The organism is Acidovorax sp. GW821-FHT11A03, assembly GCF_058809075.1.
The window spans coordinates 232,391-252,565 of record NZ_JBXASG010000005.1; the positions used below are offsets into that span (position 1 = coordinate 232,391).

Here is a 20,175-nt window from a genome sequence, read left to right on the forward strand (position 1 = left end):
GAGAATCATTCTTATCAGCCACGGGCCTGCCAGCGCAGCGCCCTCAGCCGTTCCGGTCCCGAACCCGCCGCGTTCGGGTCGCCCTATGACAGGCTGCGTGCCCCGTGGTTGCCCACTATTACCAAGAACTGCTGAACTACTTTGCCCGCATGGTGCGCAGCCGCGACACGGCGGCAGACCTGGTGCACGAGGCCTACGCGCGCGTGCTGGCGCTGCAGCGCAGCGGCGAGGCCATCACGCAGCCGCGCGCGCTGCTGTACCGTACAGCGCGCAACCTGCTCATTGACCAGCACCGCCGCCATGTGGCGCGGGGAACGCTGCACGCCGATGCCGACGACAGCCTGCCCGACGTTGCTGAATTGCCCGCACCCGCAGGGTGCGAGCCCGAAGCCGCCTTCACCTCCGCGCAAGGCGTGGCCTCGATGATCGCCACCATCGAATCGCTGCCGCTGCGTTGCCGCGAGGCGTTCATCCTGCACAAGTTCGATGGGCTCTCGCAGGCCGAGGTGGCCGCGCAGATGGGCATCTCGCGCAAGATGGTGGAGCAGCACATCCATCGCGCCATGGTGGCCTGCCGCGCGTGCCGTGCCGACTTGCGGGGGGAGGATCAGCCATGAACGCGCAGTGCCACGAACTGTCGGCCATGGAAGCGGGCGACCGCATCGACCGCGAGGCGCTGGACTGGCTCGTGCGGACCCAGGGCTCACCGGATGCCGCCACGCTGCGGCAGCTGCGCGCATGGTGCGATGCCGACCCCCGGCATGCGGCGGCACTGGTGCGCTGGCAGCAGGAGTGGAGTGCGCTGGATGCATTGCCCGCTGCAGCCCTCCGGCAACTGCGCGCTGGCCTGGCCAAGGACCAAGCCAGCGCTGAACCACGGGCCCGGCCACGTGGCCTGGGCTGGGGGCGGGGCGCCGCCACGCTGGCGTCGGTCTGCCTGGTGGCCGCAGCCGGTGGACTGGGCTACCGCCATTGGCAGCAGCAGCCCGTGTATGAGCAGGCGCTGGCCACCGGGCTGGGCCAGCAGTCCGAAGTGCAGCTGCCCGACGGCAGCACCTTGCGCCTGGACACGAACACCCGGCTTGATGTGACCTTCCGTCGCCAACGCCGCGAAGTGGTGCTGCCCGAAGGCCAGGCCGTGTTCCGCGTGCAGGGCGATGCGGCACGGCCCTTCGACGTGCTGGCCGGGCCGATGCGCATCACGGTGGTGGGCACCCGGTTTTCCGTGCGCTACACGCCCGGCGTGCCGGGCGATGCAGGCGTGCGCGTGGCGGTCGAGGAAGGCCGCGTGCGTGTGGCCCGCGCGGGCGATGCCGGGCCGGACGTGATCGAACTCACCGCCGGCCAGCAGGTCGTCAGCGACGTCGCCGGCCGCCTGGGCCCGGTGGCCGCCGTGCCCAACGCGGGCATCGCGCCCTGGCGCGATGGGCGCGTGAGCTTCGACGACACACCCCTGTCGCAGGCGCTGGCCGAATTTGCCCGGTACGGATCCACGCAGCTGGTGGTGCGCGACACCGGTGTAGCGGCCCTGCGCCTGACCGGCACATTCGACCCCCGGCGGCTCGACAACTTCATGCGGTCCCTGCCCAGCGTGCTGCCCGTGCAGCTGCGCGAGCGTGGCGCGGTCACGGAGATCGTGGCCGCTCCCCACCCCCCCGCCCATCCCCAATAGCGCCAACGGCAAGCCGCTGCCCGCTGGCCGCTGCTGGCGGGCGTGCACGCCCGCCGGGCCCTTGCTCGTCCTGACGCAGGGCACGGCATCTTATTTTCAAAAATTTTTGCCGGGCGACCTAGGGGGATGGTGTTTGGCCGCGTCTACATGAGAAGGCGTCTTATTCAATATTCATTCCAACATCCGTTTCCAGGGAGATCCCTCACATGCCTCGCACCCGATTCCGGCCCGCCCCGTTGGCCTTGGCCGCCGCACTCAGCCTGGCCGCCATGGGCGCCAGCGCCCAGGTGGCGCCTGCCCCCGGGCAACCCGCCGTGGCGCTCAGCATTGCAGCGCAGCCGCTGGCCCAGGCGCTCAACGACCTGGCGCGCCAGTCGCGCATGGAGCTCATGGTGCAGCCCGCGCTGGTGGCCGGGCGCTCGGCCCAGGCCGTGAACGGATCGCTCACCGTGCGCGAGGCGCTGGACCGGCTGCTCGCGGGCTCGGGCCTGGTGGGTGTGATCGAAGGCACCAGCATCGTGGTGCGCAGGCCGCCTGCGGCGGCTTCATCGGGTGCTGCGGGTGCTGCAGGCGAGACCAGCCTGGCCGAGGTGAAGGTGCAGGCCCAGGCCGAGCCCAGCGCGCTCACCGAGCACAGCGGCTCCTACACCACGCGCCAGGCGGGCACGTCCACGCCACTGGGTCTGTCGCTGCGCGAGACGCCCCAGTCGGTCAGCGTCATCACGCGCCAGCGCATGGAAGACCAGGGCCTGACGCAGCTGTCCGACGTGGTCGCGCAGACACCCGGGCTGGTCTTCAGCCAGAGCGGCAACCAGGGCTCGGACAGCTCACCCATCTACTCGCGCGGCTTCTCGGTCAATACCTACATGATCGACGGCGTCCGCCAGACGGACTCCAACTATTCGAGCATCTTCCAGACCAACGACATGGCGATGTTCGACCGCGTGGAAGTGGTGCGCGGCGCCTCCGGCCTCATGAACGGCATCGGCACGCCGGGCGCTGCGATCAACATGATCCGCAAGCGGCCCACCGCCGACTTCCAGGCCTCGGTGCGGGCCGAGGCGGGCTCGTGGAACCATGTGCGGACCGAGGCCGACATCGCCGGGCCCATCAACGCGTCCGGCAGCGTGCGGGGCCGCCTGGTGGCCGCCGCGCAGGACAACGACTCCTACATCGACCGCCTCAAGGAGCGCAAGAAGCTGCTCTACGGCGCGGTCGAGGCCGACCTCACGGCGCAGACGCAGCTGTTCGCCGGCGCGTCGGTGCAGCACCACGACGCCACGGGCCACGCGCGCGGCGGCCTGCCGGCCTATTACTCCGACGGCACGCGCACGCAGTGGAGCCGCTCGGCCTCGGCCGCGCCGCCCTGGGCGTATTCCAAGCGCCACTACACCTCCGTGTTCGCGGCGCTGGAGCACCGCTTCAGCGACGACTGGAAGGTCAAGGCCACGGCCACCCGCACCAACAACTTCTACGACGAGCTGATCGGCTACGCCAGCGGCGGCGCGCCGGTGCGCGCGACGGGCGCGGGTGTCACGCTGTGGGCGGGCCGCTGGAGCGCCACGCCGCGCCAGGACAGCCTGGACGTGCAGACCACGGGCCGCTTCGACCTGCTGGGCCGCAAGCACGACGTGGCCTTCGGCGCGCAGATGTCGCGCACCAGCTACGACGCGCCGTCGTACACCAACTGGACGCACGCGGGCTGGAGCAGCGCCATCGGCAATATCTTCACCTGGGACGGGACCTCGCCCGCAGCGCCACCCAACCCCAGCATCGGCCGCAACACCTCGGACGAACGCCTGAACAGCGCCTATGCCACCGTGCGCTTCAAGCCCACGGACGCTCTGGCCGTGCTGGCCGGCGCGCGCGTGGTGGACTGGAGCCGCGCGCAGACCAGCACCCGCTTTTCCACTGGCGCAAACACCGCCAACAACCGCTACGAAAGCGGCGAGGTGACCCCGTACCTGGGCCTGGTCTATGACATCGACCGCAACTGGTCGGCCTACACCAGCTTCACCACCATCTTCACGCCGCAGAGCCTGCGGCTGGCCAACGGCGACTACATGGACCCGCAGACGGGCGACAGCTTCGAGCTGGGCGTGAAGGGCGCGTTCCTGAACGACCGCCTCAACGTCTCGGGCGCCATCTACAAGGCGCGGCAGGACAACCTGGGCGTGGCCATTCCCAACGTGTTCGCGCCGGACGGCAGCCAGGCCTACGAGGCCGTCTCGGGCACCAGCACGCGCGGCTTCGAGGTCGAGGCCACGGGCGAGGTGCGCCCGGGCTGGCAGGTCGCGGCGGGCTTCTCGCGCAACCTCACGCAGGACCGCCTGCGCACCCGCCTGCTCACCGACGTGCCGCAGAACACGGCCAAGCTGTTCACCAGCTACCGCATTGCGGGCATCGGCAAAGGCCTGACCGTGGGGGGCGGCCTGCGCTGGCAGAACCAGATCTACCGCGACAACCAGGGCGCCGCGCGCGTGCGGTTCACGCAGCCCGCGTATGCGGTGGTCGACCTCATGGTGCGCTACGCCATCACCGACACGGTGGCCGTCACGGCCAACCTGCGCAACGCCCTCGACAAGGTGTACTACACCTCGGTCGGCAACTCGTACTACGGTGCGCCGCGCAGCCTGCAGGTGGCGCTGGACGTGCGGTTCTGATGCACCCCCTGAGTCGCTTTACGCCGTACCCCTGGAAGGGGGCCGCTCCCAGCGCGGCGGGGCGGCCCTTGCGCGGGAGCCCTGGCCTGTGTTGCGCCAGTTTTACCGGCAGGGAGTGATGCATGCCATCGCATCTCTGCAACCGGAGTGATCTGCCATGAAAGAAGGCTTTCGCCAGTGCATGGCCTGGCTGCACACCTGGGTCGGGCTGGTGGTGGGCTGGGTGCTGTTCTTCGTGTTCGTGACGGGCACGGCCGGCTACTTCGCGCACGAGATCGACCGGTGGATGCGCCCCGAGCTGCCCCTGGCGACCGATGCCGCGGCGGTGGAACCGCACCGGGCGGTCGCGCTGGCGCAGGCCTACCTGCAGGCCAACGCGCCGCCACAGTCGCAGGACTGGTCGGTGCAGCTGCCCGGCCAGCGCGGCAGCAGCGCACTGAGCGTGAGCTGGCGCGAGCCGCCCGCAGACGGCAAGCCCGGCGCGCGCGGCCGCTTCGTGCGCCGAACGCTCGACCCGGACACGGGCCAGGCAGCCGCCGAGCCCGTGGTGCGCAAGACCGGCGGCGGCCACCTGCTGTACCGCATGCACTACATGCTGCACTACGTGCCGTATGACGTGGCGATCCGCCTGGTGGGCGTGTGCACCATGCTGATGCTCATGGCCGTGGTGACCGGGGTCATCACCCACAAGAAGATCTTCGTGGACTTCTTCACCTTCCGGCCGGGCAAGGGGCAGCGCTCGTGGCTGGACGCGCACAACATCATCAGCGTGACGGCGCTGCCGTTCTTTCTGATGATCACCTACAGCGGGCTGGTGTTCTTCCTGTTCCAGTACATGCCGGCGGGCCTGGCGGCCAGCCACTATGCGGGCAATGCGCAGGTGTTCTACGACGACCTGCTGCAGCGACCGGCCGCTGTGGATGCCACTGTTTCCGCGCAGCCGCTCACCGCTATGGCGCCGCTGGTGGCCCAGGCCGAGGCGCAGTGGGGCGCGGGCCAGGTGGCGCGCGTGGTCGTGCAGCAGCCCGGGCGCGCCGATGCCGATGTGCAACTGGTGCGCGTGGCGGGCGGGCAGATTGCCGGCAGCGACCGGCTGCGCTTTCAGGCCCGCACGGGTGAGCCACTGCCGCCTAGGGCCGACGAAGGCGCGGCCCGTGAGACGCAGGACGTCCTGCTGGCCTTGCACGAAGGCCGCTTTGCAGGGCCCGTGCTGCGCTGGCTGTACTTTGCGAGCGGCCTCTTGGGCTGCGCGATGATCGCCACCGGCCTCGTGCTCTGGACCGCGAAGCGCCGCACCCAACAGGACAAGCGGGCAAAGGCAGGCCACAAGCCCGAGTTCGGCTTTCGGCTGGTGGAGTGCCTGAACATCGGCACCGTGGCCGGCCTGCCCGTGGCCGTGGCCGCGTACTTCTGGGCCAACCGCCTGATCCCGGCGGACTTCGCCACCCGCCGCGAGTGGGAGGCGCACGTGCTCTTCATCACCTGGGGCGTGCTGCTGCTGTACCCGGCCTTGCGCACGCCGCTGCGCGCGTGGCTCGAATCGCTGTGGCTGGCCGCCGCCGCCTTCGCGCTGCTGCCCCTGATCAATGCGCTGACCACCGACCGCCACCTGGGCGTCACTCTGCCTGCGGGCGACTGGGTGCTCGCCGGGTTCGACCTCACCATGCTGGCGCTGGGCGCGTGCCTTGCGGTCGCTGCACGCCGCGTGCATCGCCGGCAGCGCGCTGCGGCGGAGCCCGCGCGCGCCCGTGGGGCCGTGGTCGCCGGTGCCGCCCTCTAGCGTGCCGCAGTGCTTCTTCCCCGATTTCTCTTTCTTCCTTTTCTTCTTCTCGATTTTCAAAGGAGTCTCCATGTTCAAGAAAACCCTGCTCGCCGTCGCCCTGTCCGGCATCGCCCTGTCTGCCGCTGCCCACCAGCTGTGGCTGGAGCGTGATGCCACCGGCCCGGTGCGTGTGTACGTGGGCGATGCCGACAGCGAGCACGACAAGGGCGCCGAAGTGGCCAAGCTGGCCGCCACCACCCAGGTCTTCACCACCGACCGCCAGCAGACGGCCAAGCTCACCGCCAAGGAGGAATTCCTGGAGGCCGACGTGGCCGCTGCCGGCGACGTGCGCCTGTCCAACGACCAGGTCTGGAAGCCCTGGAAGGCCAAGGACGGCAGTTTCCAGGCCGCCGTGTTCAACGCGCGCGCCGGCCGCAGCGAGACGCAGGCCGTGCTCGACTACGAACTGGTGCCCGTCACGGCGGGTGGCAACACCTTCACGCTGGTGTTCAAGGGCCAGCCCGTGGCGAACAAGACCGTCACGGTGATCACGCCCGACAAGTGGACCAAGGGCTTCAAGACCGATGGCTCTGGCCGCGTCGACGTGCCGGTGAACGGCAAGGGCCGCTACGTGCTCGTCAGCACCCACGAGGCACCTGCCGTGGGCGATGTGGTCATTGCCGGCCAGAAGGTGGTCAAGCTGGGCTACACCACCACGCTGACCTTCGTCGCGCAGTAAGCCGCCATGGCCACCGCACACGCAGGCTCTGCCGCGCGCTACCGCTGCATGGTGGCCAGCCGCGCCCTGGCGGCGGCCCTGGGCGGCTATGCGCTGGCGTCGCTGTTCACCGCGGTGCTGGCCGTGGGGCTGCCCCGCGTGTCGGACACCAGCCGCGCCAGCGCGCTGCTCACGGCCACCCTGCTCAGCTTTGCGGTGTATGCGGCGGCGGTGATCTGGGCCTTCAGCGCACGCAGCGCGCTGCGCGCCTGGGCCGGGATCGCCGTGCCGTCGGCCGTGCTGGCCGCTGCGCTCTGGGCGCTGAAGGCGGGCGCATGACGGCGACGCTCTGGGCGGCACCGCTGGCCGCGCTCACGCTGTCGTTCAGCGGCATGGCGGGCCTGGCACTGGCCATGGACCGCCACCACGAACAGGTCACCGGCCGCAGCGAGGTGCCGCGCACGCGGCGCCGGGTGCTGCGCTGGGCGGGCAGCCTGCTGCTGGCGCTGGCCCTGGCCGCCTGCATCGGGGCCTGGGGCGCCACCGTGGGGCTGACCGCCTGGTGCGGCCTTCTCACGGCGGGCGGCCTGCTGGTGGGTGTGCTGCTGACCTACGCGCCGCAACTGGCGGTGCGGGTGTCGGCGGCCACGGTGCTGGTGGCGGGCGTGTGCCTTGTGGGGTCCGCTGCCGGGCTGTAGGCACCGGCGGCGCCGCTTTTGGGGGGCGTTGGCAAAAAAAGTCCCGAACAGCGTGCCCTTTTTTCCGTCTCGTTGGTCATAGACAGCAGGTGCAGCGCGCGGGCCTGCAGCCTGCGCCGTTGGCGGCCTGCGTTTTTTTCATCTTCGTTTTTCGACCCAGCCATGTCTTCACTCTTTGCCTCACCTTCCGCCGCCGGTGCCATCCTTGCGCTGGCCGCCTGCGCCTGGGCGGGCCACGCCCATGCCGACTACGTGTGGCTGCAGCGCGACGGGGCCCAGGCCCGCGCCTACGCCGGCGAGCTGCCCCGCCGCAGCGCGGCGCTGCCGCCCCTCCAGGCCCCACGCGCCTACCTGGCCGACGGCAAGGACCTGCCCGTGGCGCCGCAGGCCGGCCACATCGACATCACCGCACCGGGCGGGGACGATCTGCGCCTGAGCACCTTGCACGTCACCGGCCACGGCGCGGTCACCTACTACCAGGCCCGCGCCGGCCGCAGCGAGACCCGCGCCACCAACGACCTGGAGCTGGTGCCCACCACGCCCGGCGGCAACACCTTCAAGCTGGTGTGGAAGGGGCAGACCGTGGCAGCGTCGCAGGTGAACGTGGACACCAGCGCAGGCTGGCGCCGCACGCTGGCCCCGGCGGCCGACGGCACGGTGCAGCTGGAGACGCCGTTCCCCGGCCTCTACGTGCTGGAGGTGAGCGCCAAGGTCAATGGCTCCGTCACCGTGGACGGCAAGAAATACGACGACGTGCGCCACACCGCCACGCTCAGCTTCGAGGTGCCCCGCTGATGGCCCCGACCCCACCCAATACACGCACCGCACGCACAACCCTGAGCGTGGGCGCCCTGGTGGTGCTGGCGGGTGCCATCGCCGCCGGCGCCTGGTGGTGGACGCGGCAGCCCGCCATGGTCTACGACACCGTGCCCGTGGCGCGCGGCGACATCGAGGCCACGGTCAGCGCCATCGGCACGCTGCAGCCGCGCCGCTATGTGGACGTGGGCGCGCAGGTGTCGGGGCAGATAACGCGCCTGCACGTGCAGCCCGGCACCGAGGTCAAGAAGGGCCAGCTGCTGGTCGAGATAGACCCCAGCGTGCAGCAGGCCACCGTGGACGGCGCGCGCGCCGCACTCGCCGGCCTGCGGGCGCAGCTGGCCGAGCAGCAGGCCCAGTACCGCCTGGCCCAGCAGCAGCAGGCCCGCCAGCAGCAGATGGAGCGCGAAGGCGCCACGCGCCTCGAAGATTTGCAGACGGCCGAGGCCGCGCTGGCATCGGCGGCGGCGCGCATCGACCACCTCAAGGCGCAGATCGACCAGACCCAGGCGAGCCTGAAGGCCGATGAGGCGCGCCTGGGTTACACCCGCATCTACGCGCCCATGGCCGGCACCGTGGTGGCGCTGGAAGCGCGCGAGGGCCAGACCCTGAACGCCACCTACCAGACGCCCAACATCCTGCGCGTGGCCGACCTGTCGACCATGACGGTGTGGACCGAAGTCTCCGAGGCCGACATCCGCCGCGTGCGGGCCGGCCTGCCGGTGTACTTCACCACGCTGGGCGGGCAGGCCGACGCCGCCGCGCGCCGCTGGCGCAGCACCGTGCGCCAGGTGCTGCCCGCGCCGCCCACGCCCGAGGCCAAGGCTGCGGGCGGCGCCAACGCGCAGGCCGCCGCGAGCAAGGCCGTGTCGTACACCGTGCTGTTCGATGTGGACAACGCCGACGGCGAGCTGATGCCGCAGATGACCGCGCAGACCAGCTTCGTCACCGCGCAGGCGCAGGGCGTGATCGCCGTGCCGCTGTCGGCCCTGGCAATCCCTGCCAGCCCGGCCGGCGCCAAGGCGGCGGGTGGCAAGGCATCTGATGCGGAGGGTGACGGTGACAGCGCTGGTGCCGGCGCTGGCGCGAAGGCCGCCGCAGCCACCCACAGCGCCCGCGTGCTGCGCGCCGATGGCGTGGTGGAGCAGCGCGCCGTCGTCGTCGCCGTGAAAAGCCGCCACCTGGCCGAGGTGCGCTCGGGCCTGCAAGAGGGCGAGCAGCTGGTGACCGGCGAGCGCCCTGCGCGCAGCGGACCGCAAAGGTTCAAGCTGTGACCGCAGGCGCCGGCATCCAACACGACACCCTGCACGGCGTCTTGCATGACGCCCCGGGTGTGCCGCTGATCGAGCTGCGCGGCGTGCGCCGCCGCTACGGCGGTGGCGAGCAGCCCGAGGTGGAGGTGCTGCGTGGCATCTCGCTGTCCATCCACGCGGGCGAGTTCGTCGCCATCGTGGGCGCGTCGGGCTCGGGCAAGTCCACGCTGATGAACCTGCTCGGCTGCCTGGACAAGCCCAGCAGCGGCAGCTACCGCTTCCAGGGCGAAGACGTGGCGGGCTTCGACGCCGACCAGCTGGCCTGGCTGCGGCGCGAGGCCTTCGGCTTCGTCTTTCAGGGCTACCACCTGATCCGCGCCGAGTCGGCGTGCGAGAACGTCGAGGTGCCCGCCATCTACGCCGGCACCCCGCGCGAGGAGCGCACCCGCCGCGCAGCCGCACTGCTGTCGCGCCTGGGCCTGGCCGACAAGCTGCACCACCGGCCCACGCAGCTGTCGGGCGGGCAGCAGCAGCGCGTGTCGATTGCCCGGGCGCTGATGAACGGCGGCCGCATCATCCTGGCCGACGAGCCCACCGGCGCGCTGGACACCCACAGCGGCGCCGAGGTGATGGCGCTGCTGCACGAGCTGGCCGACGCGGGCCACACCATCGTGCTCATCACCCACGACCGCGAAGTGGCCGCCCTGGCGCGCCGCGTGATCGAGATCCGCGACGGCGAGATCGTGGCGGACAGCGGTGCGGCCGTGGCAGGCACGTTAGAAGAAAAAAATGCCTCTACCGCGCAACCAGCAAGCGCAAGAAGCTATAAAAATAGTAGCAAAAATTCCGGACGCGCCTTCTGGGCCGAGTTGGCCGAGGCCGCCCGCTCGGCCTGGCGCGGCATGCGCATCAACCGCGCACGCACCGGGCTCACGCTGCTGGGCATCGTGATCGGCGTGGCGTCGGTCATCGTGATGATGGGGGTGGGCGAGGGCGCCAAGCAGCGCGTGGTGGAGCAGATGGGCTCCATGGGCACCACCATCATGTACCTGGGCGCCAGCCACCCGCGCGAGGGCGGGCCGCAGGGCGAGATCACCGCAGAGGACCTGGAGGCCATCGCCCGCCTGCCCGAGATCGGCCACGTGATGCCCGTCATCGGCGACCCCATCCCCGTGCGCCATGGCAACGTCGAGCGGCAGATCTACGTGTTCGCCGCCAGCGAGGACATGCCCCGCGTGCACCACTGGAAGGTGGCCCAGGGCCGCTACTACACCGCCGCCGAAGACCGCGACCTGGCGCCGCTGGTGGTGCTGGGGCACAAGGCCAGCGCGCAGTTCTTTCCGGACCATCCGAACCCGTTGGGCCGCCACCTGCTGATCGGCAACGCGCCGTTCGAGGTGATCGGCGTGATGGCCGAGCGCGGCGCCGACTCGGGCGCGCAGAACTACGACGACATGGTGTTCATTCCGTACCAGTCGGGCCGCGCCCGCGTGTACCGCGTGCAGACCCAGCCCGACTACACCGTGGTCGCTGCCGCGTCGGTGGAGCAGGTGCAGGCGGCCGAGAAGGCCATGCACGCCTTGCTGCTGTCGCGCCACGGGCGCGAGGACTTTCGCATCGGCAACGCGGCGGCCAAGCTGCAGGCCGAGGCGCAGACGCGCAACGCCATGACCATGATGCTGGGCCTGATCGCGGCCGTGTCGCTGGTGGTGGGCGGCATCGGCGTGATGAACGTGATGCTGATGACGGTGCGCGAGCGCACGCGCGAGATCGGCATCCGCATGGCCACCGGCGCGCGGCAGGGCGACATCCTGCGCCAGTTCCTCACCGAGGCCGTGCTCGTCACGCTGGTGGGCGGCGCGGCGGGCCTGGCCATCGGCCTGGCCGTAGGCGCGGTGCTCATCGTGTCGGGCGTGCCCGTGATCTTCTCGCTCACCGCCATGGGCGGTGCCTTTGCCTGCGCCGTGGCCACGGGCCTGGTGTTCGGCTACATGCCCGCCCGCCGCGCCGCCGGGCTCGACCCCGTGGTGGCCCTGGCCTCTGAATGATTGTGATGGTTGGTATGCGCACTTGTATTGCCTCTGTGTCCTGTCTTGCCGCTGGTGTGCTGCTTCTCAGTGGCTGCGCCGCGGTGCAGCCGCTGCCTGAAGATGCCGTTGCCGCACCCGCCTTGCCCGTGCACTGGACCAGCCCGGTGCCGCCCGCTCAGGGGGTGGCGACGGATGTCTCTGCGCTTGGCGTCGCAGAGCTCGACGCGCTCATCCGCGCCGCCCACGCGCAGAGCCCGGACCTCGCCGCCGCCATCGCGCGGGTGCAGCAGGCCGATGCCGTGGCGCGGGCCGCTGGCGCCAGCCTGCTGCCCGCCGTGACCGGCACGCTCGACGCCCGCCGCCAGGCCCGTGCCGGCGGGCAGGCCGAGGTGGCCGGCAACCAGATCGGCGCCGCACTCGTCGCCAGCTACGAGCTCGATGCCTGGGGCCGCCTGGGTGCCGAGCGCGCCAGTGCCCAGGCCCTGCGCACGGCCAGCGTGCACGACCGCGGCGCGGTGCAGATCACGCTGACGGCGGCGGTGGCGCAGGCATGGCTGCAACTGGTGGGCGGGCGCGAGCGCCTGGAGATTGCCGAACTGAACCTGCACAGCGCCGAGCGCGTGCTGGCCGTGGTCGAGTCGCGCGCGCGCGCCGGGGCCGCCACGCAGCTGGAGCTGGCGCAGCAGCGCGGCCTGGTGGCCACGCAGCGGCAGGCGCTGGAGGCACGGCGCCAGCAGGTGTCGGGCGCGCACACGGCGCTGGCCGCGCTGCTGGGCCAGGCGCCGTGGCCGGTGGTGCAGGCCAGCGCGCTGCCCGCCACGCAGGCGCTGGCGCCCGCTGCCGGATCGCCCGCCGACCTGCTGGTGCGGCGGCCTGACATTGCGCGGGCCGAGGCGCGGCTTCAGGCCGCCCACGCCGACGTGGCCGCAGCCCGCGCGGCGCTGCTGCCGCGCATCAGCCTGAGCGCCAGCCTGGGCACCGGGGGCAGCAACCTGCCCCGCGTGTTCGACAACCCGCTCTACAGCCTGGCCGCCGCGTTGGCGGCACCCATCTTCAACGGCGGGCGCCTGGCCGCCGACCGCGATGCGGCCCAGGCGCGGCAGGCCGAACTGCTGGCGCAGTACCGCGCCAGCATCGTGGAGGCCGTGAGCGATGTGGAACAAGCCCTGCAGGCGGTGGCGGGCACGCAGGCCCAGCGCACCGCGCAGGCGCAGGTGGTGCAGCAGGCGCAGCGGGCGGCCATGCTGGCGCAGTCGCGCTACCGCGCCGGGGCCGAGACGCTGCTCACGCTGCTGGATGCACAGCGCACCCTGTATGCCGCGCAGGACATGGCGGCCCAGCTGCACCAGGCCGAGTGGCAGGCGCAGGTGGCTCTGTACCGCGCACTGGGCGGTGGCTGGCAGCCCGATGTTGACGCTGTCGCGCACCGCGTGGCCGCCATGGCCACCGTGGTGCAGCCATGAGGGCAGCCACCGACGAGCCGGTGACCATGCTGCAGCGCTTGCGCACTGCGGGCCTGCGCCCCACCACGGCGCGCATCGGCGTGCTGCAGGTGATCCACTCCGCGGGCAGCGCGGGCATCGGTGCGGACGAGGCGTTTCACCAGATGCTGCTGCGCGGTACGCACGTGAGCACCAGCACGGTGTACCGCATCATCCATGAGCTGCAGACCCTGGGCGTGCTGCTGCACGACCGCAGCGACCGGCGCCACACCGTGTACCGCCTGCGGCCCCATGCGCCGCCGCCGTCGGCTGACGTGCGCATGGCCTGCCGCCGGTGCGAGCGCTCAGCCACGCTGCCCGGCGCACAGCTGCGCAACGAGCTGGAGCTGCGCGCCGCCGAGGTGGGCCTGCGGCCGCTGGTGGCGGGCCTGGTGCTGCAGGTGGACTGCCTGGGCTGCGACGGCGCCACGGGGCACTGCCAGCCCAACTGAGTCCACCGGAGCGCAATTGAGCCGCCCAAAGAAAAAGGACCAGACGCCCGGAGGCATCTGGTCCTTGTCGCTGGGGAGCGCGGGCTGATTTATCAGGCCGTTGCGTCCTTGAGCTTCTTCAGCGCGCGGGTCTTGATCTTCACCGCGGCGGGCTTGGCGGGGAACCAGCGCTCTTCACCGGTGAAAGGGTCCTTGCCGAAGCGCTTCTTCTTGGCGGGAATCTGCTGCAGGCCGATCTTCATGAGGCCGGGCAGCGTGAATTCGCCGGAACCCTTCTTGTGCACGGAGCCCAGGATGGTCGCTTCCAGCGCGGCCAGCACGGCCTTGGTGGCCTTGGGTTCCACGCCAGCCTGCTCGGCCAGGTGGGCGATCAGCGTGGTCTTGTTGAAGGCCGTCTTGATCGGCTTGATGCCCACGGCGACCGGCTTGGCCACGGGGGCGGCGGCCTTCTTCGCTGCTGGAGGGGCGGCTTTCTTCGCGGGTGCCGCTGCCTTCTTGGCGGCGGGTGCTGCCTTCTTCGCTGCAGCTGGAGCTGCCGCCTTGACGGTCTTCTTTGCGGGCGCTGGGGTTTTCTTTGCAGTTGCCATGATGATGATTCTTCTTTGCTTCAGAGTTGCAGTGTGCCTCCCCCCATTGAAGGGAAGGTGCGCAATTTTAGGTGCGACTGCGGCACACCCCGCAAATGTGAAGACCCGCCTGCGCCAGAGGCTTCTGAAACAGCGGGTGAAAGGCATGCCCGAAGCGGTGCCAGTGGGGCCGGCCGCATGCCCGCCGCCGCCGCGTGCGGGCGCTGCCGCGGGCCGCAGTCAGCGGTGTGCCGGCGTCTGGTGGCGCTGGCGCCACTGGTGGTAGCGCTGGCGCTGGAGCGCCAGCAGCTCCACCAGGCCCCAGGCCAGCGCGCAGCCGAGGGTGCCGCACAGCACGGCCAGGCGGCGCACTTCAGTCCTGCGCCGTGGCTGCTGCGTCTTCATGCGCCCATCCATCGGTGCGGGGCAGGTCGAAGCTCGGCCAGCCGGGGGCATCGAAGAGTTCATCCAGCAGCCGCTGCAGTCCGAGCCATCTCCAGAGCATGATCGTGTGCCTCTTTGAACAGGTTGTCTGCGGGCAAGTTAACGTGCTTGTGTGACAGTTCCGCGTCGTTTCGCTGAATTCATACAGGGCGCGCGATGGCGTTGCCGGTGCCTGCGGGCCGGGCATATGCTCGCTCTTCGTTGCACTGTCGCCCTGTCGCCCGGTTTCGCGCCACCCTTGCCACCCACCATGAACACGCTGCCCGAGTTGCTGGCGCTCGAAAAGATCATCGAACTCGGTGCGTCCCACTTGCAGGTGCGGGTGGTGCGGCAGGTGCAGACGGCCTCGGGCCACTGCTTTCCGATCCATGCCATTGGTCTGGGCAATCCGGCGCCGGACGTTCCGGCGGTCGGGTTCTTCGGTGGCGTGCATGGCCTGGAGCGCATCGGCGCCGAGGTGGTCCTGGCCTACCTGCAGAACGTGGTGATGCGGCTGCAGTGGGACACCACGCTGCACCGCCAGCTCGAGCACATGCGCATGGTCTTCATGCCCATCGTCAATCCGGGCGGCATGTGGGCCGCCACGCGCGCCAATCCGCGCGGCGTGGACCTGATGCGCAACGCGCCGGTGGACGCCACCGACCGGGTACCGCCGTGGATCGGCGGGCAGCGGGTGAGCGCGGGGCTTCCCTGGTACCGGGGGCGCGCGGGCGATGCCATGGAGCCGGAAAGCCAGGCCCTGTGCGAGGTGGCGTCCGAGGAGCTGCTGGCGCGGCCTTTCAGCATCGCCATCGACTGCCATTCGGGATTTGGCGCCCGGGACCGCCTGTGGTTCCCGTTTGCCCACACGCGCAAGCCCATCGCGCACCTGGCCGAGCTGCACGCGCTGCAGGAGATCTTCCTGCAGGCCCACAGCCACCACCCGTACGTCATCGAGCCGCAGAGCGCGCAGTACCTGGCGCACGGCGACCTGTGGGACCACCTGTACCTGCAGGCCTGCCGCGACGTGCCCGCGCACACGTTCCTGCCGCTGACGCTGGAGATGGGCTCCTGGCTGTGGATCAAGAAGAACCCGCGCCAGCTGTTCTCGCGCAACGGCATCTTCAACCCGCTCATCGACCACCGGCAGCAGCGCGTGCTGCGGCGCCATCTGTCGCTGCTCGATTTCCTGGCCCGCGCGGCCTGCAGCCACGGGCGCTGGGTGCCCGCACCGGGGCAGCGCGCGCAGCGCAGGGCGGATGCCCTGGCCGCGTGGTACTGAAGGCCTGCGCCCATGCGCCAGTGGATCTTGCTCAGGGGCCTGGCGCGGGAGTCCGCCCACTGGGGGGACTTCCTGGCGGATTTCGAGCGTGCCTTGCCCCGGGACCGGGTGCAGCCGCTCGACCTGCCCGGCAACGGCCAGCTCCACCGCCAGCCTTCGCCGCTGTCGGTGCCCGCCATGGTGCGGGCATGCCGCGAGGCGCTGGCCGGGAGCGGCATCGCGCCGCCCTACCACCTGCTGGCCGTGTCGCTGGGAGCCATGGTGGCGACCGAATGGGCGCGGGTGGCCCCCGCGGAGGTGGCGGGCTGCGTGCTGATCAACACGAGCTTTCGCCCTTTCAGCCCCTTCTATCACCGCCTGCGGCCGCGCAACTACGCGGCGCTGCTGCGCCTGGCGCTGTGGGGCGGCGCGCCGCAACAGATCGAGCAGGTGGTCTTGCGCCTGACCAGCAACAGCGCGCCTGAGCGCCAGCAGGTGGTGCGGGACTGGGCCGCCGTGCGCGCGCGCCGCCCGGTGCGGGCCGCCAATGCGCTGCGCCAGCTGGTGGCGGCGGCCCGCTACCGTGCGCCCCGGGTGGGGCCCGTGGCGCGCATCCTGCTGCTGGCGAGCCACGGGGACGGCCTGGTGCGCAGCCAGTGCTCGCAGGCCGTGGCCAGCGCGTGGCGGGTGCCCGTGGTGCTGCACCCCCGCGCAGGGCACGATCTGCCGCTGGACGATCCGCGCTGGGTCATCCGGCAGGTCCAGGACTGGCTGGCGGAAATCGACGGGGCGCGCTGACGCGGGCCGCCCTGGCGGGCGCGGCCTGCATCCGGTGCGCGCGGCGCCCGCGCGTGCCGTCAGGGCGCGGGCAGTCCGCCCTGGGCCACCAGCGCGCGGTACCACTCCTGGTACCCCGCGCTGCTGGGGTGCAGTCCGTCGGCGGCATTCAAGGTGTCCCGCCGGGACACGAAGGGGTCCTGGTCCCGGGGCCTGAGCAGGCGCACGTAGTGCGCGCCGTGGTCCGCGGCGGCCTCCTGCGCCAGGGCGTGCAGGCGCTTCGAACGGCGCGACATGACCCAGGACAGCGGCGGCGCGAAGAACGGTGCATGGCCCACGTCGCCGCAGGGCATGAGCACCACGCGGCGCCCTTTCTGCAGGGCCAGCGACATGGTCCTTTGCAGCTCGGCGCGCAGCGTGTCCGAGGGCGTGAAGCGGATCACGTCGTTCCCACCCGCGAGCACGAGCACCATGTCGTAGCCACCGTCCGCGCGCTCCAGCTGCGCGGCCACGTCGGCAAACCGTGCGCCATTGGCCGCCAGGTTGTCGATGCGCCACCGCGGGTGCTGCTGGCCGATCAGGCCCGGCAGGCTTTGCGCGGGCGTGCTGGCCCCGGTGCCGACGGCGGTGCTGTCGCCCACGACCAGCAGGCGTTTGTCCGGCTGGGCGGGGTGTGCGGTGAAGGGCCGCGCGCCACGGGCCAGCTCCGCCACCGTCCAGATGCGCCATGGCGCACAGGCGGTGGCCAGCAACGCGCCCGCGGCCACGGCCGCGATGGTGGCCAGGCGGCGCGTGGAGAGATGCAGGGCAGGGCGGGGCGTGCGGTTCATGGCGGTGGCGGTGTGGTGCATGCAGCCTACCGGTGCGCCTGGGGTGCGGGCGTCGGCGCCAGCGCGCCCGGGGCGTAGGACGGCGCGCCCGGCGCCGGGGTGGGCCGCTGCGCGCGGGCCCGCGCCTATTTATTTGTCTATTGCCTGAAGACCACGGCTTCCAGCGCCATCGCCCGGATCGACCCGGCCGCCGCGTCGGCCTGCGCGCGGCTTTCGTAGGGCCCCACGCGGACACGGATGCGGCGGCCCTTGGCGCTGTTCAGCTCCTGGCGGAAGGCCGGCAGCCCTTCGTTGAGCAGCCGGGCCTGGGCCTTGCGGGCGTTGGCTTCGTCGGCAAAGAGCCCCACGTTGATGTAGTAGCCCGCCGCGGTGCCCACGGTGGGCTGGGTGGTGGAGGCCGCTGGAGCAGCGGTTGGGGCGGGTGGTGCCTTGGCCGCCTTGGAAGGCTTCGCGGTGGAGGCCGCGCGGCTTGCTGGCTCGGCGGCGGGCGCCGGTGTGCTGGCCGCGCCGGGTGCTGCCTTGGCCGGGGATTTGGAGGTGGCCTTGGTGGCCGGCACGGAGACTGGCGCGCTGGCGGCCGGCGCCGCCGTGGGGGCCGTGGGTACGGAAGGGCTCGCGGTGGCGGGCGCTGCCTGGGTGGCCGGTGGCGGGGTTTTGCCTGCCGGCGCGGCCGCTGGTGCCCCGGGCGGTGCCGCCGCCGTGGACGCGGCACCGGTGGCGGGGGGCGCCGCCGTCGCCGCGGCGGCGGAGGTGCTCGGCATGGGGGCCGAGGCAGCGGGCGTGGATGCAGGTACCGGTGCCGGTGCGGGGGCGGGCGCTGGTGCTGGTGCAGAAGACGCCGCCGCGCCGGGCCTGGACGCGGCTGTCGCGGTGGCCTGGGCGACGGTCACCGCCGGTTCCAGTGCCAGGGGCCTGGTGGCCGAAGGGGCCCAGGCCAGGTAGGCCAGCGCCGCCGCGGCCACCAGCACCAGGTTGGCCAGCACCAGCGCCTGCAGCCGCTTGCGCGAGCTGGCCTGCTTCTCCAGCAGCGCGCTGGCCTCGGGCAGGGTGCGGGAGGCGGCCAGGGCGCGCGCCACCCGCTTGCGGATGTCGGCATACAGGATGGCGTTGCCATACAGGCCGGGCACCGCGAAGGCCAGGACGGCGAAGGCGCCCAGCACCCCCAGTTCCACCCCCGGCGGCCACTGCAGGAAGGAGCGGCCGACGCCGAACACGATCAGCGCCAGCCCCTCGGCGGCCGCCACGTAGACCAGCGCGGCGCTCCACAACTGGCGAAACAGCATCCAGTTGAGCGTGGCCAGGCACGCGGCCCAGTTCCAGGTGGTGGTGGTGCGGCCGGTGTTGTCAAAGCGCTCGAAGACGGCCAGGTAGTACGCGGTGTTCACGGGCCCCAGCGCCAGCCGGGAGAGCGCCGTCATGGCGTTGTCGGACGGTGAATCGAGCGACATGGCCGGGATGATGGAGGCGACAGGATCCGTGTGGTCGAGCATGGGCCGATTCTGTCATGGGCCGGTGTTGGCGCCACAGGGCCTGCGCGCGCGCGTGGCGCGGCTGCAGCGCCGCCGGGCCCGCGCCGCGCGCCGGCGCCCCTGCTCGCATGCCGCAGGTCCCGGGATCGGGCCTTGAATGAGCCGCTAGCGCTTGTCTGTCAAGCGCTGGAAGCTATTAAAAATATAGCAATCTTGCCAGACCCCGTGGGTCAGGTGCCGCGCACCATGGCCATGATCTTGCCCGCATCCAGCGTGGCGGCCTTCTGCTGGATCTGCGGCAGGTACTGCGACTGCATCTGCTTGGCCGGGCCCAGCAGGTTCTGAAAGCTGTCGCGCAGCATGGCGGTGCTCATCACCCGGCCGCCCGCGTAGTAGCGCTTGGCCACCTGGCCCAGCGCATACGTGGTGGCAAACGAAAACGCCATGCCGGTGGCCGCGCCGCCTACGCCTGCAATGGTGCGGCCCGCCACCTTGCCCAGCAGGCCGCCGAGCAGCTTGCGGCCAAACTGCTCCAGGTACTGCGACGTCATGCCCACGCCCGCCGCGGCGATGAACTCCTTGATGTGGCCCTGGTCCAGCTCCACGCCGTGCGCCTTGCCGATGCCGTAGACCATCTTCACCTGCATCGGGATGATGGCCATCGACGCCCACGACTGCGGCAGCAGCTCCAGAGCGCCGTTGAGCATCGCGTAGTTCAGGATGGACTTGTCCAGCTCGGCATCGCCCGGGCCTGCGGGTGCGGGCACCGGCACGGATGCAGACGACGAAGAAGAAGGCGCCGACGCGGCGGCTGCTGCATAGGCCGCAGCACCGGTGGCAGCACCCGCCACCCCCCAGGGCACGGCCGAGGGGGCCGTCTTCTCGGCCACGTCCACCAGCGCATCGGCCTCGTGCTCGAAGGCGGCGGTTTGCTGCGCGCCCAGCTGCAGCGCGGACTTGAGCGTGGCCAGGAACTGCGCCTCCGCCGTCGTCTGCCGGCCGTCCACGTCGCACACGCACACCGCCATCTCGTAGGCCAGCTGGCGGTGGCCGGGGTCGGTCAGCGCGGCGGCTGCGGCCTGCACCGTGGTGCGCTTGAGCAGCACGTCCTGGTAGATGCGCTGCAGGTCGGCCATGCCGCTGTCGCCCGCCAGCGACTGGGCGATGCGGCGGATCTCTTCCCGCTCGGCGTCGTCCTTGGTGCCGTCCGCAAACGCGGCCAGCAAGGCGATGGTGAGAATGGATTTTTGCTGTTCTGGAGTCATGGGGTGCGGGCCTGCAAGGCCGTGAAATGGAGGGGGGCT

General features: G+C 71.4%; 20 protein-coding genes. 14 read left to right on the plus strand and 6 right to left on the minus strand.

Annotation, left to right across the window (positions count from 1 at the left end; translation table 11 throughout):
• The first annotated feature begins 104 nt into the window (after window positions 1–104).
• From AC1RVY_RS14290 to AC1RVY_RS14345, 12 genes are all read left to right on the plus strand, one after another.
• Window positions 105–617 carry an RNA polymerase sigma factor gene (locus AC1RVY_RS14290; RefSeq protein WP_492806915.1) on the plus strand — a complete coding sequence of 171 codons (513 nt, stop codon included), beginning with the start codon at window positions 105–107 and terminating at the stop codon, window positions 615–617.
• Window positions 614–1,672, plus strand: coding sequence for a FecR family protein (locus AC1RVY_RS14295; protein WP_492806916.1), 1,059 nt, complete (start codon window positions 614–616; stop codon window positions 1,670–1,672). The genes AC1RVY_RS14290 and AC1RVY_RS14295 overlap by 4 nt, the downstream gene beginning before the upstream one ends.
• A gap of 206 nt (window positions 1,673–1,878) precedes the next feature.
• Entirely contained in the window at window positions 1,879–4,335 is a 2,457-nt protein-coding gene (locus tag AC1RVY_RS14300) for a TonB-dependent siderophore receptor (RefSeq protein ID WP_492806917.1), read from the plus strand.
• 157 nt (window positions 4,336–4,492) lie between these two features.
• Window positions 4,493–6,115, plus strand: a complete 1,623-nt coding sequence (locus tag AC1RVY_RS14305; RefSeq protein WP_492806918.1) for a PepSY-associated TM helix domain-containing protein — start codon at window positions 4,493–4,495, stop codon at window positions 6,113–6,115.
• A 70-nt stretch (window positions 6,116–6,185) separates the two neighbouring features.
• The gene (locus AC1RVY_RS14310; RefSeq protein WP_492806919.1) at window positions 6,186–6,836 is read left to right on the plus strand and encodes a nickel uptake transporter family protein; all 651 of its coding nucleotides are present in this window, start codon (window positions 6,186–6,188) and stop codon (window positions 6,834–6,836) included.
• A gap of 6 nt (window positions 6,837–6,842) precedes the next feature.
• On the plus strand, window positions 6,843–7,154 hold the full coding sequence (locus AC1RVY_RS14315) for a DUF3649 domain-containing protein (RefSeq protein ID WP_218339727.1): 312 nt from the start codon (window positions 6,843–6,845) through the stop codon (window positions 7,152–7,154).
• Window positions 7,151–7,513 carry a DUF3325 domain-containing protein gene (locus AC1RVY_RS14320; RefSeq protein WP_492806920.1) on the plus strand — a complete coding sequence of 121 codons (363 nt, stop codon included), beginning with the start codon at window positions 7,151–7,153 and terminating at the stop codon, window positions 7,511–7,513. Before AC1RVY_RS14315 ends, AC1RVY_RS14320 begins: the two co-directional genes overlap by 4 nt.
• Window positions 7,514–7,675: 162 nt before the next feature.
• Entirely contained in the window at window positions 7,676–8,308 is a 633-nt protein-coding gene (locus AC1RVY_RS14325; protein WP_255593409.1) for a hypothetical protein, read from the plus strand.
• Window positions 8,308–9,603: an efflux RND transporter periplasmic adaptor subunit gene (locus AC1RVY_RS14330; protein ID WP_492244584.1), complete on the plus strand. Its 1,296-nt coding sequence runs from the start codon at window positions 8,308–8,310 to the stop codon at window positions 9,601–9,603. The genes AC1RVY_RS14325 and AC1RVY_RS14330 overlap by 1 nt, the downstream gene beginning before the upstream one ends.
• A 59-nt stretch (window positions 9,604–9,662) precedes the next feature.
• Window positions 9,663–11,630 (plus strand): MacB family efflux pump subunit, encoded by a 1,968-nt coding sequence (locus tag AC1RVY_RS14335; RefSeq protein WP_492807110.1) that lies wholly within the window; start codon window positions 9,663–9,665, stop codon window positions 11,628–11,630.
• 56 nt (window positions 11,631–11,686) lie between these two features.
• On the plus strand, window positions 11,687–13,075 hold the full coding sequence (locus tag AC1RVY_RS14340) for an efflux transporter outer membrane subunit (RefSeq protein ID WP_492806921.1): 1,389 nt from the start codon (window positions 11,687–11,689) through the stop codon (window positions 13,073–13,075).
• Window positions 13,072–13,545, plus strand: a complete 474-nt coding sequence (locus tag AC1RVY_RS14345) for a transcriptional repressor (RefSeq protein ID WP_218382013.1) — start codon at window positions 13,072–13,074, stop codon at window positions 13,543–13,545. Before AC1RVY_RS14340 ends, AC1RVY_RS14345 begins: the two co-directional genes overlap by 4 nt.
• A gap of 92 nt (window positions 13,546–13,637) precedes the next feature.
• Here the strand turns inward: AC1RVY_RS14345 and AC1RVY_RS14350 are convergent, their stop codons facing one another.
• The 3 genes from AC1RVY_RS14350 to AC1RVY_RS14360 all read right to left on the minus strand — a co-directional run bounded on the left by AC1RVY_RS14350 (window position 13,638) and on the right by AC1RVY_RS14360 (window position 14,616).
• Window positions 13,638–14,132, minus strand: coding sequence for an HU family DNA-binding protein (locus AC1RVY_RS14350; RefSeq protein WP_492806922.1), 495 nt, complete (start codon window positions 14,130–14,132; stop codon window positions 13,638–13,640).
• A gap of 219 nt (window positions 14,133–14,351) precedes the next feature.
• A complete protein-coding gene (locus tag AC1RVY_RS14355) occupies window positions 14,352–14,516 on the minus strand; it encodes a hypothetical protein (protein ID WP_218296109.1) in 165 nt (54 codons plus the stop codon).
• On the minus strand, window positions 14,485–14,616 hold the full coding sequence (locus AC1RVY_RS14360; protein WP_255591040.1) for a hypothetical protein: 132 nt from the start codon (window positions 14,614–14,616) through the stop codon (window positions 14,485–14,487). The genes AC1RVY_RS14355 and AC1RVY_RS14360 overlap by 32 nt, the downstream gene beginning before the upstream one ends.
• Window positions 14,617–14,805: 189 nt before the next feature.
• On the opposite strand from AC1RVY_RS14360, the gene AC1RVY_RS14365 reads away from it, so the two are divergent.
• Both AC1RVY_RS14365 and AC1RVY_RS14370 read left to right on the plus strand, forming a co-directional pair.
• Window positions 14,806–15,816 carry a M14 family zinc carboxypeptidase gene (locus AC1RVY_RS14365; RefSeq protein ID WP_218339722.1) on the plus strand — a complete coding sequence of 337 codons (1,011 nt, stop codon included), beginning with the start codon at window positions 14,806–14,808 and terminating at the stop codon, window positions 15,814–15,816.
• Between the two features lie 12 nt (window positions 15,817–15,828).
• Window positions 15,829–16,593 (plus strand): alpha/beta fold hydrolase, encoded by a 765-nt coding sequence (locus AC1RVY_RS14370; protein WP_492806923.1) that lies wholly within the window; start codon window positions 15,829–15,831, stop codon window positions 16,591–16,593.
• A 59-nt stretch (window positions 16,594–16,652) separates the two neighbouring features.
• Here the strand turns inward: AC1RVY_RS14370 and AC1RVY_RS14375 are convergent, their stop codons facing one another.
• The 3 genes from AC1RVY_RS14375 to AC1RVY_RS14385 all read right to left on the minus strand — a co-directional run bounded on the left by AC1RVY_RS14375 (window position 16,653) and on the right by AC1RVY_RS14385 (window position 20,136).
• Complete coding sequence (locus AC1RVY_RS14375) at window positions 16,653–17,402, minus strand: SGNH/GDSL hydrolase family protein (protein WP_492806924.1); 750 nt, start codon at window positions 17,400–17,402, stop codon at window positions 16,653–16,655.
• Between the two features lie 137 nt (window positions 17,403–17,539).
• The gene (locus AC1RVY_RS14380) at window positions 17,540–18,892 is read right to left on the minus strand and encodes an SPOR domain-containing protein (RefSeq protein ID WP_492806925.1); all 1,353 of its coding nucleotides are present in this window, start codon (window positions 18,890–18,892) and stop codon (window positions 17,540–17,542) included.
• 209 nt (window positions 18,893–19,101) lie between these two features.
• Window positions 19,102–20,136: a YcjF family protein gene (locus AC1RVY_RS14385; RefSeq protein WP_492806926.1), complete on the minus strand. Its 1,035-nt coding sequence runs from the start codon at window positions 20,134–20,136 to the stop codon at window positions 19,102–19,104.
• Window positions 20,137–20,175: the final 39 nt, after the last annotated feature.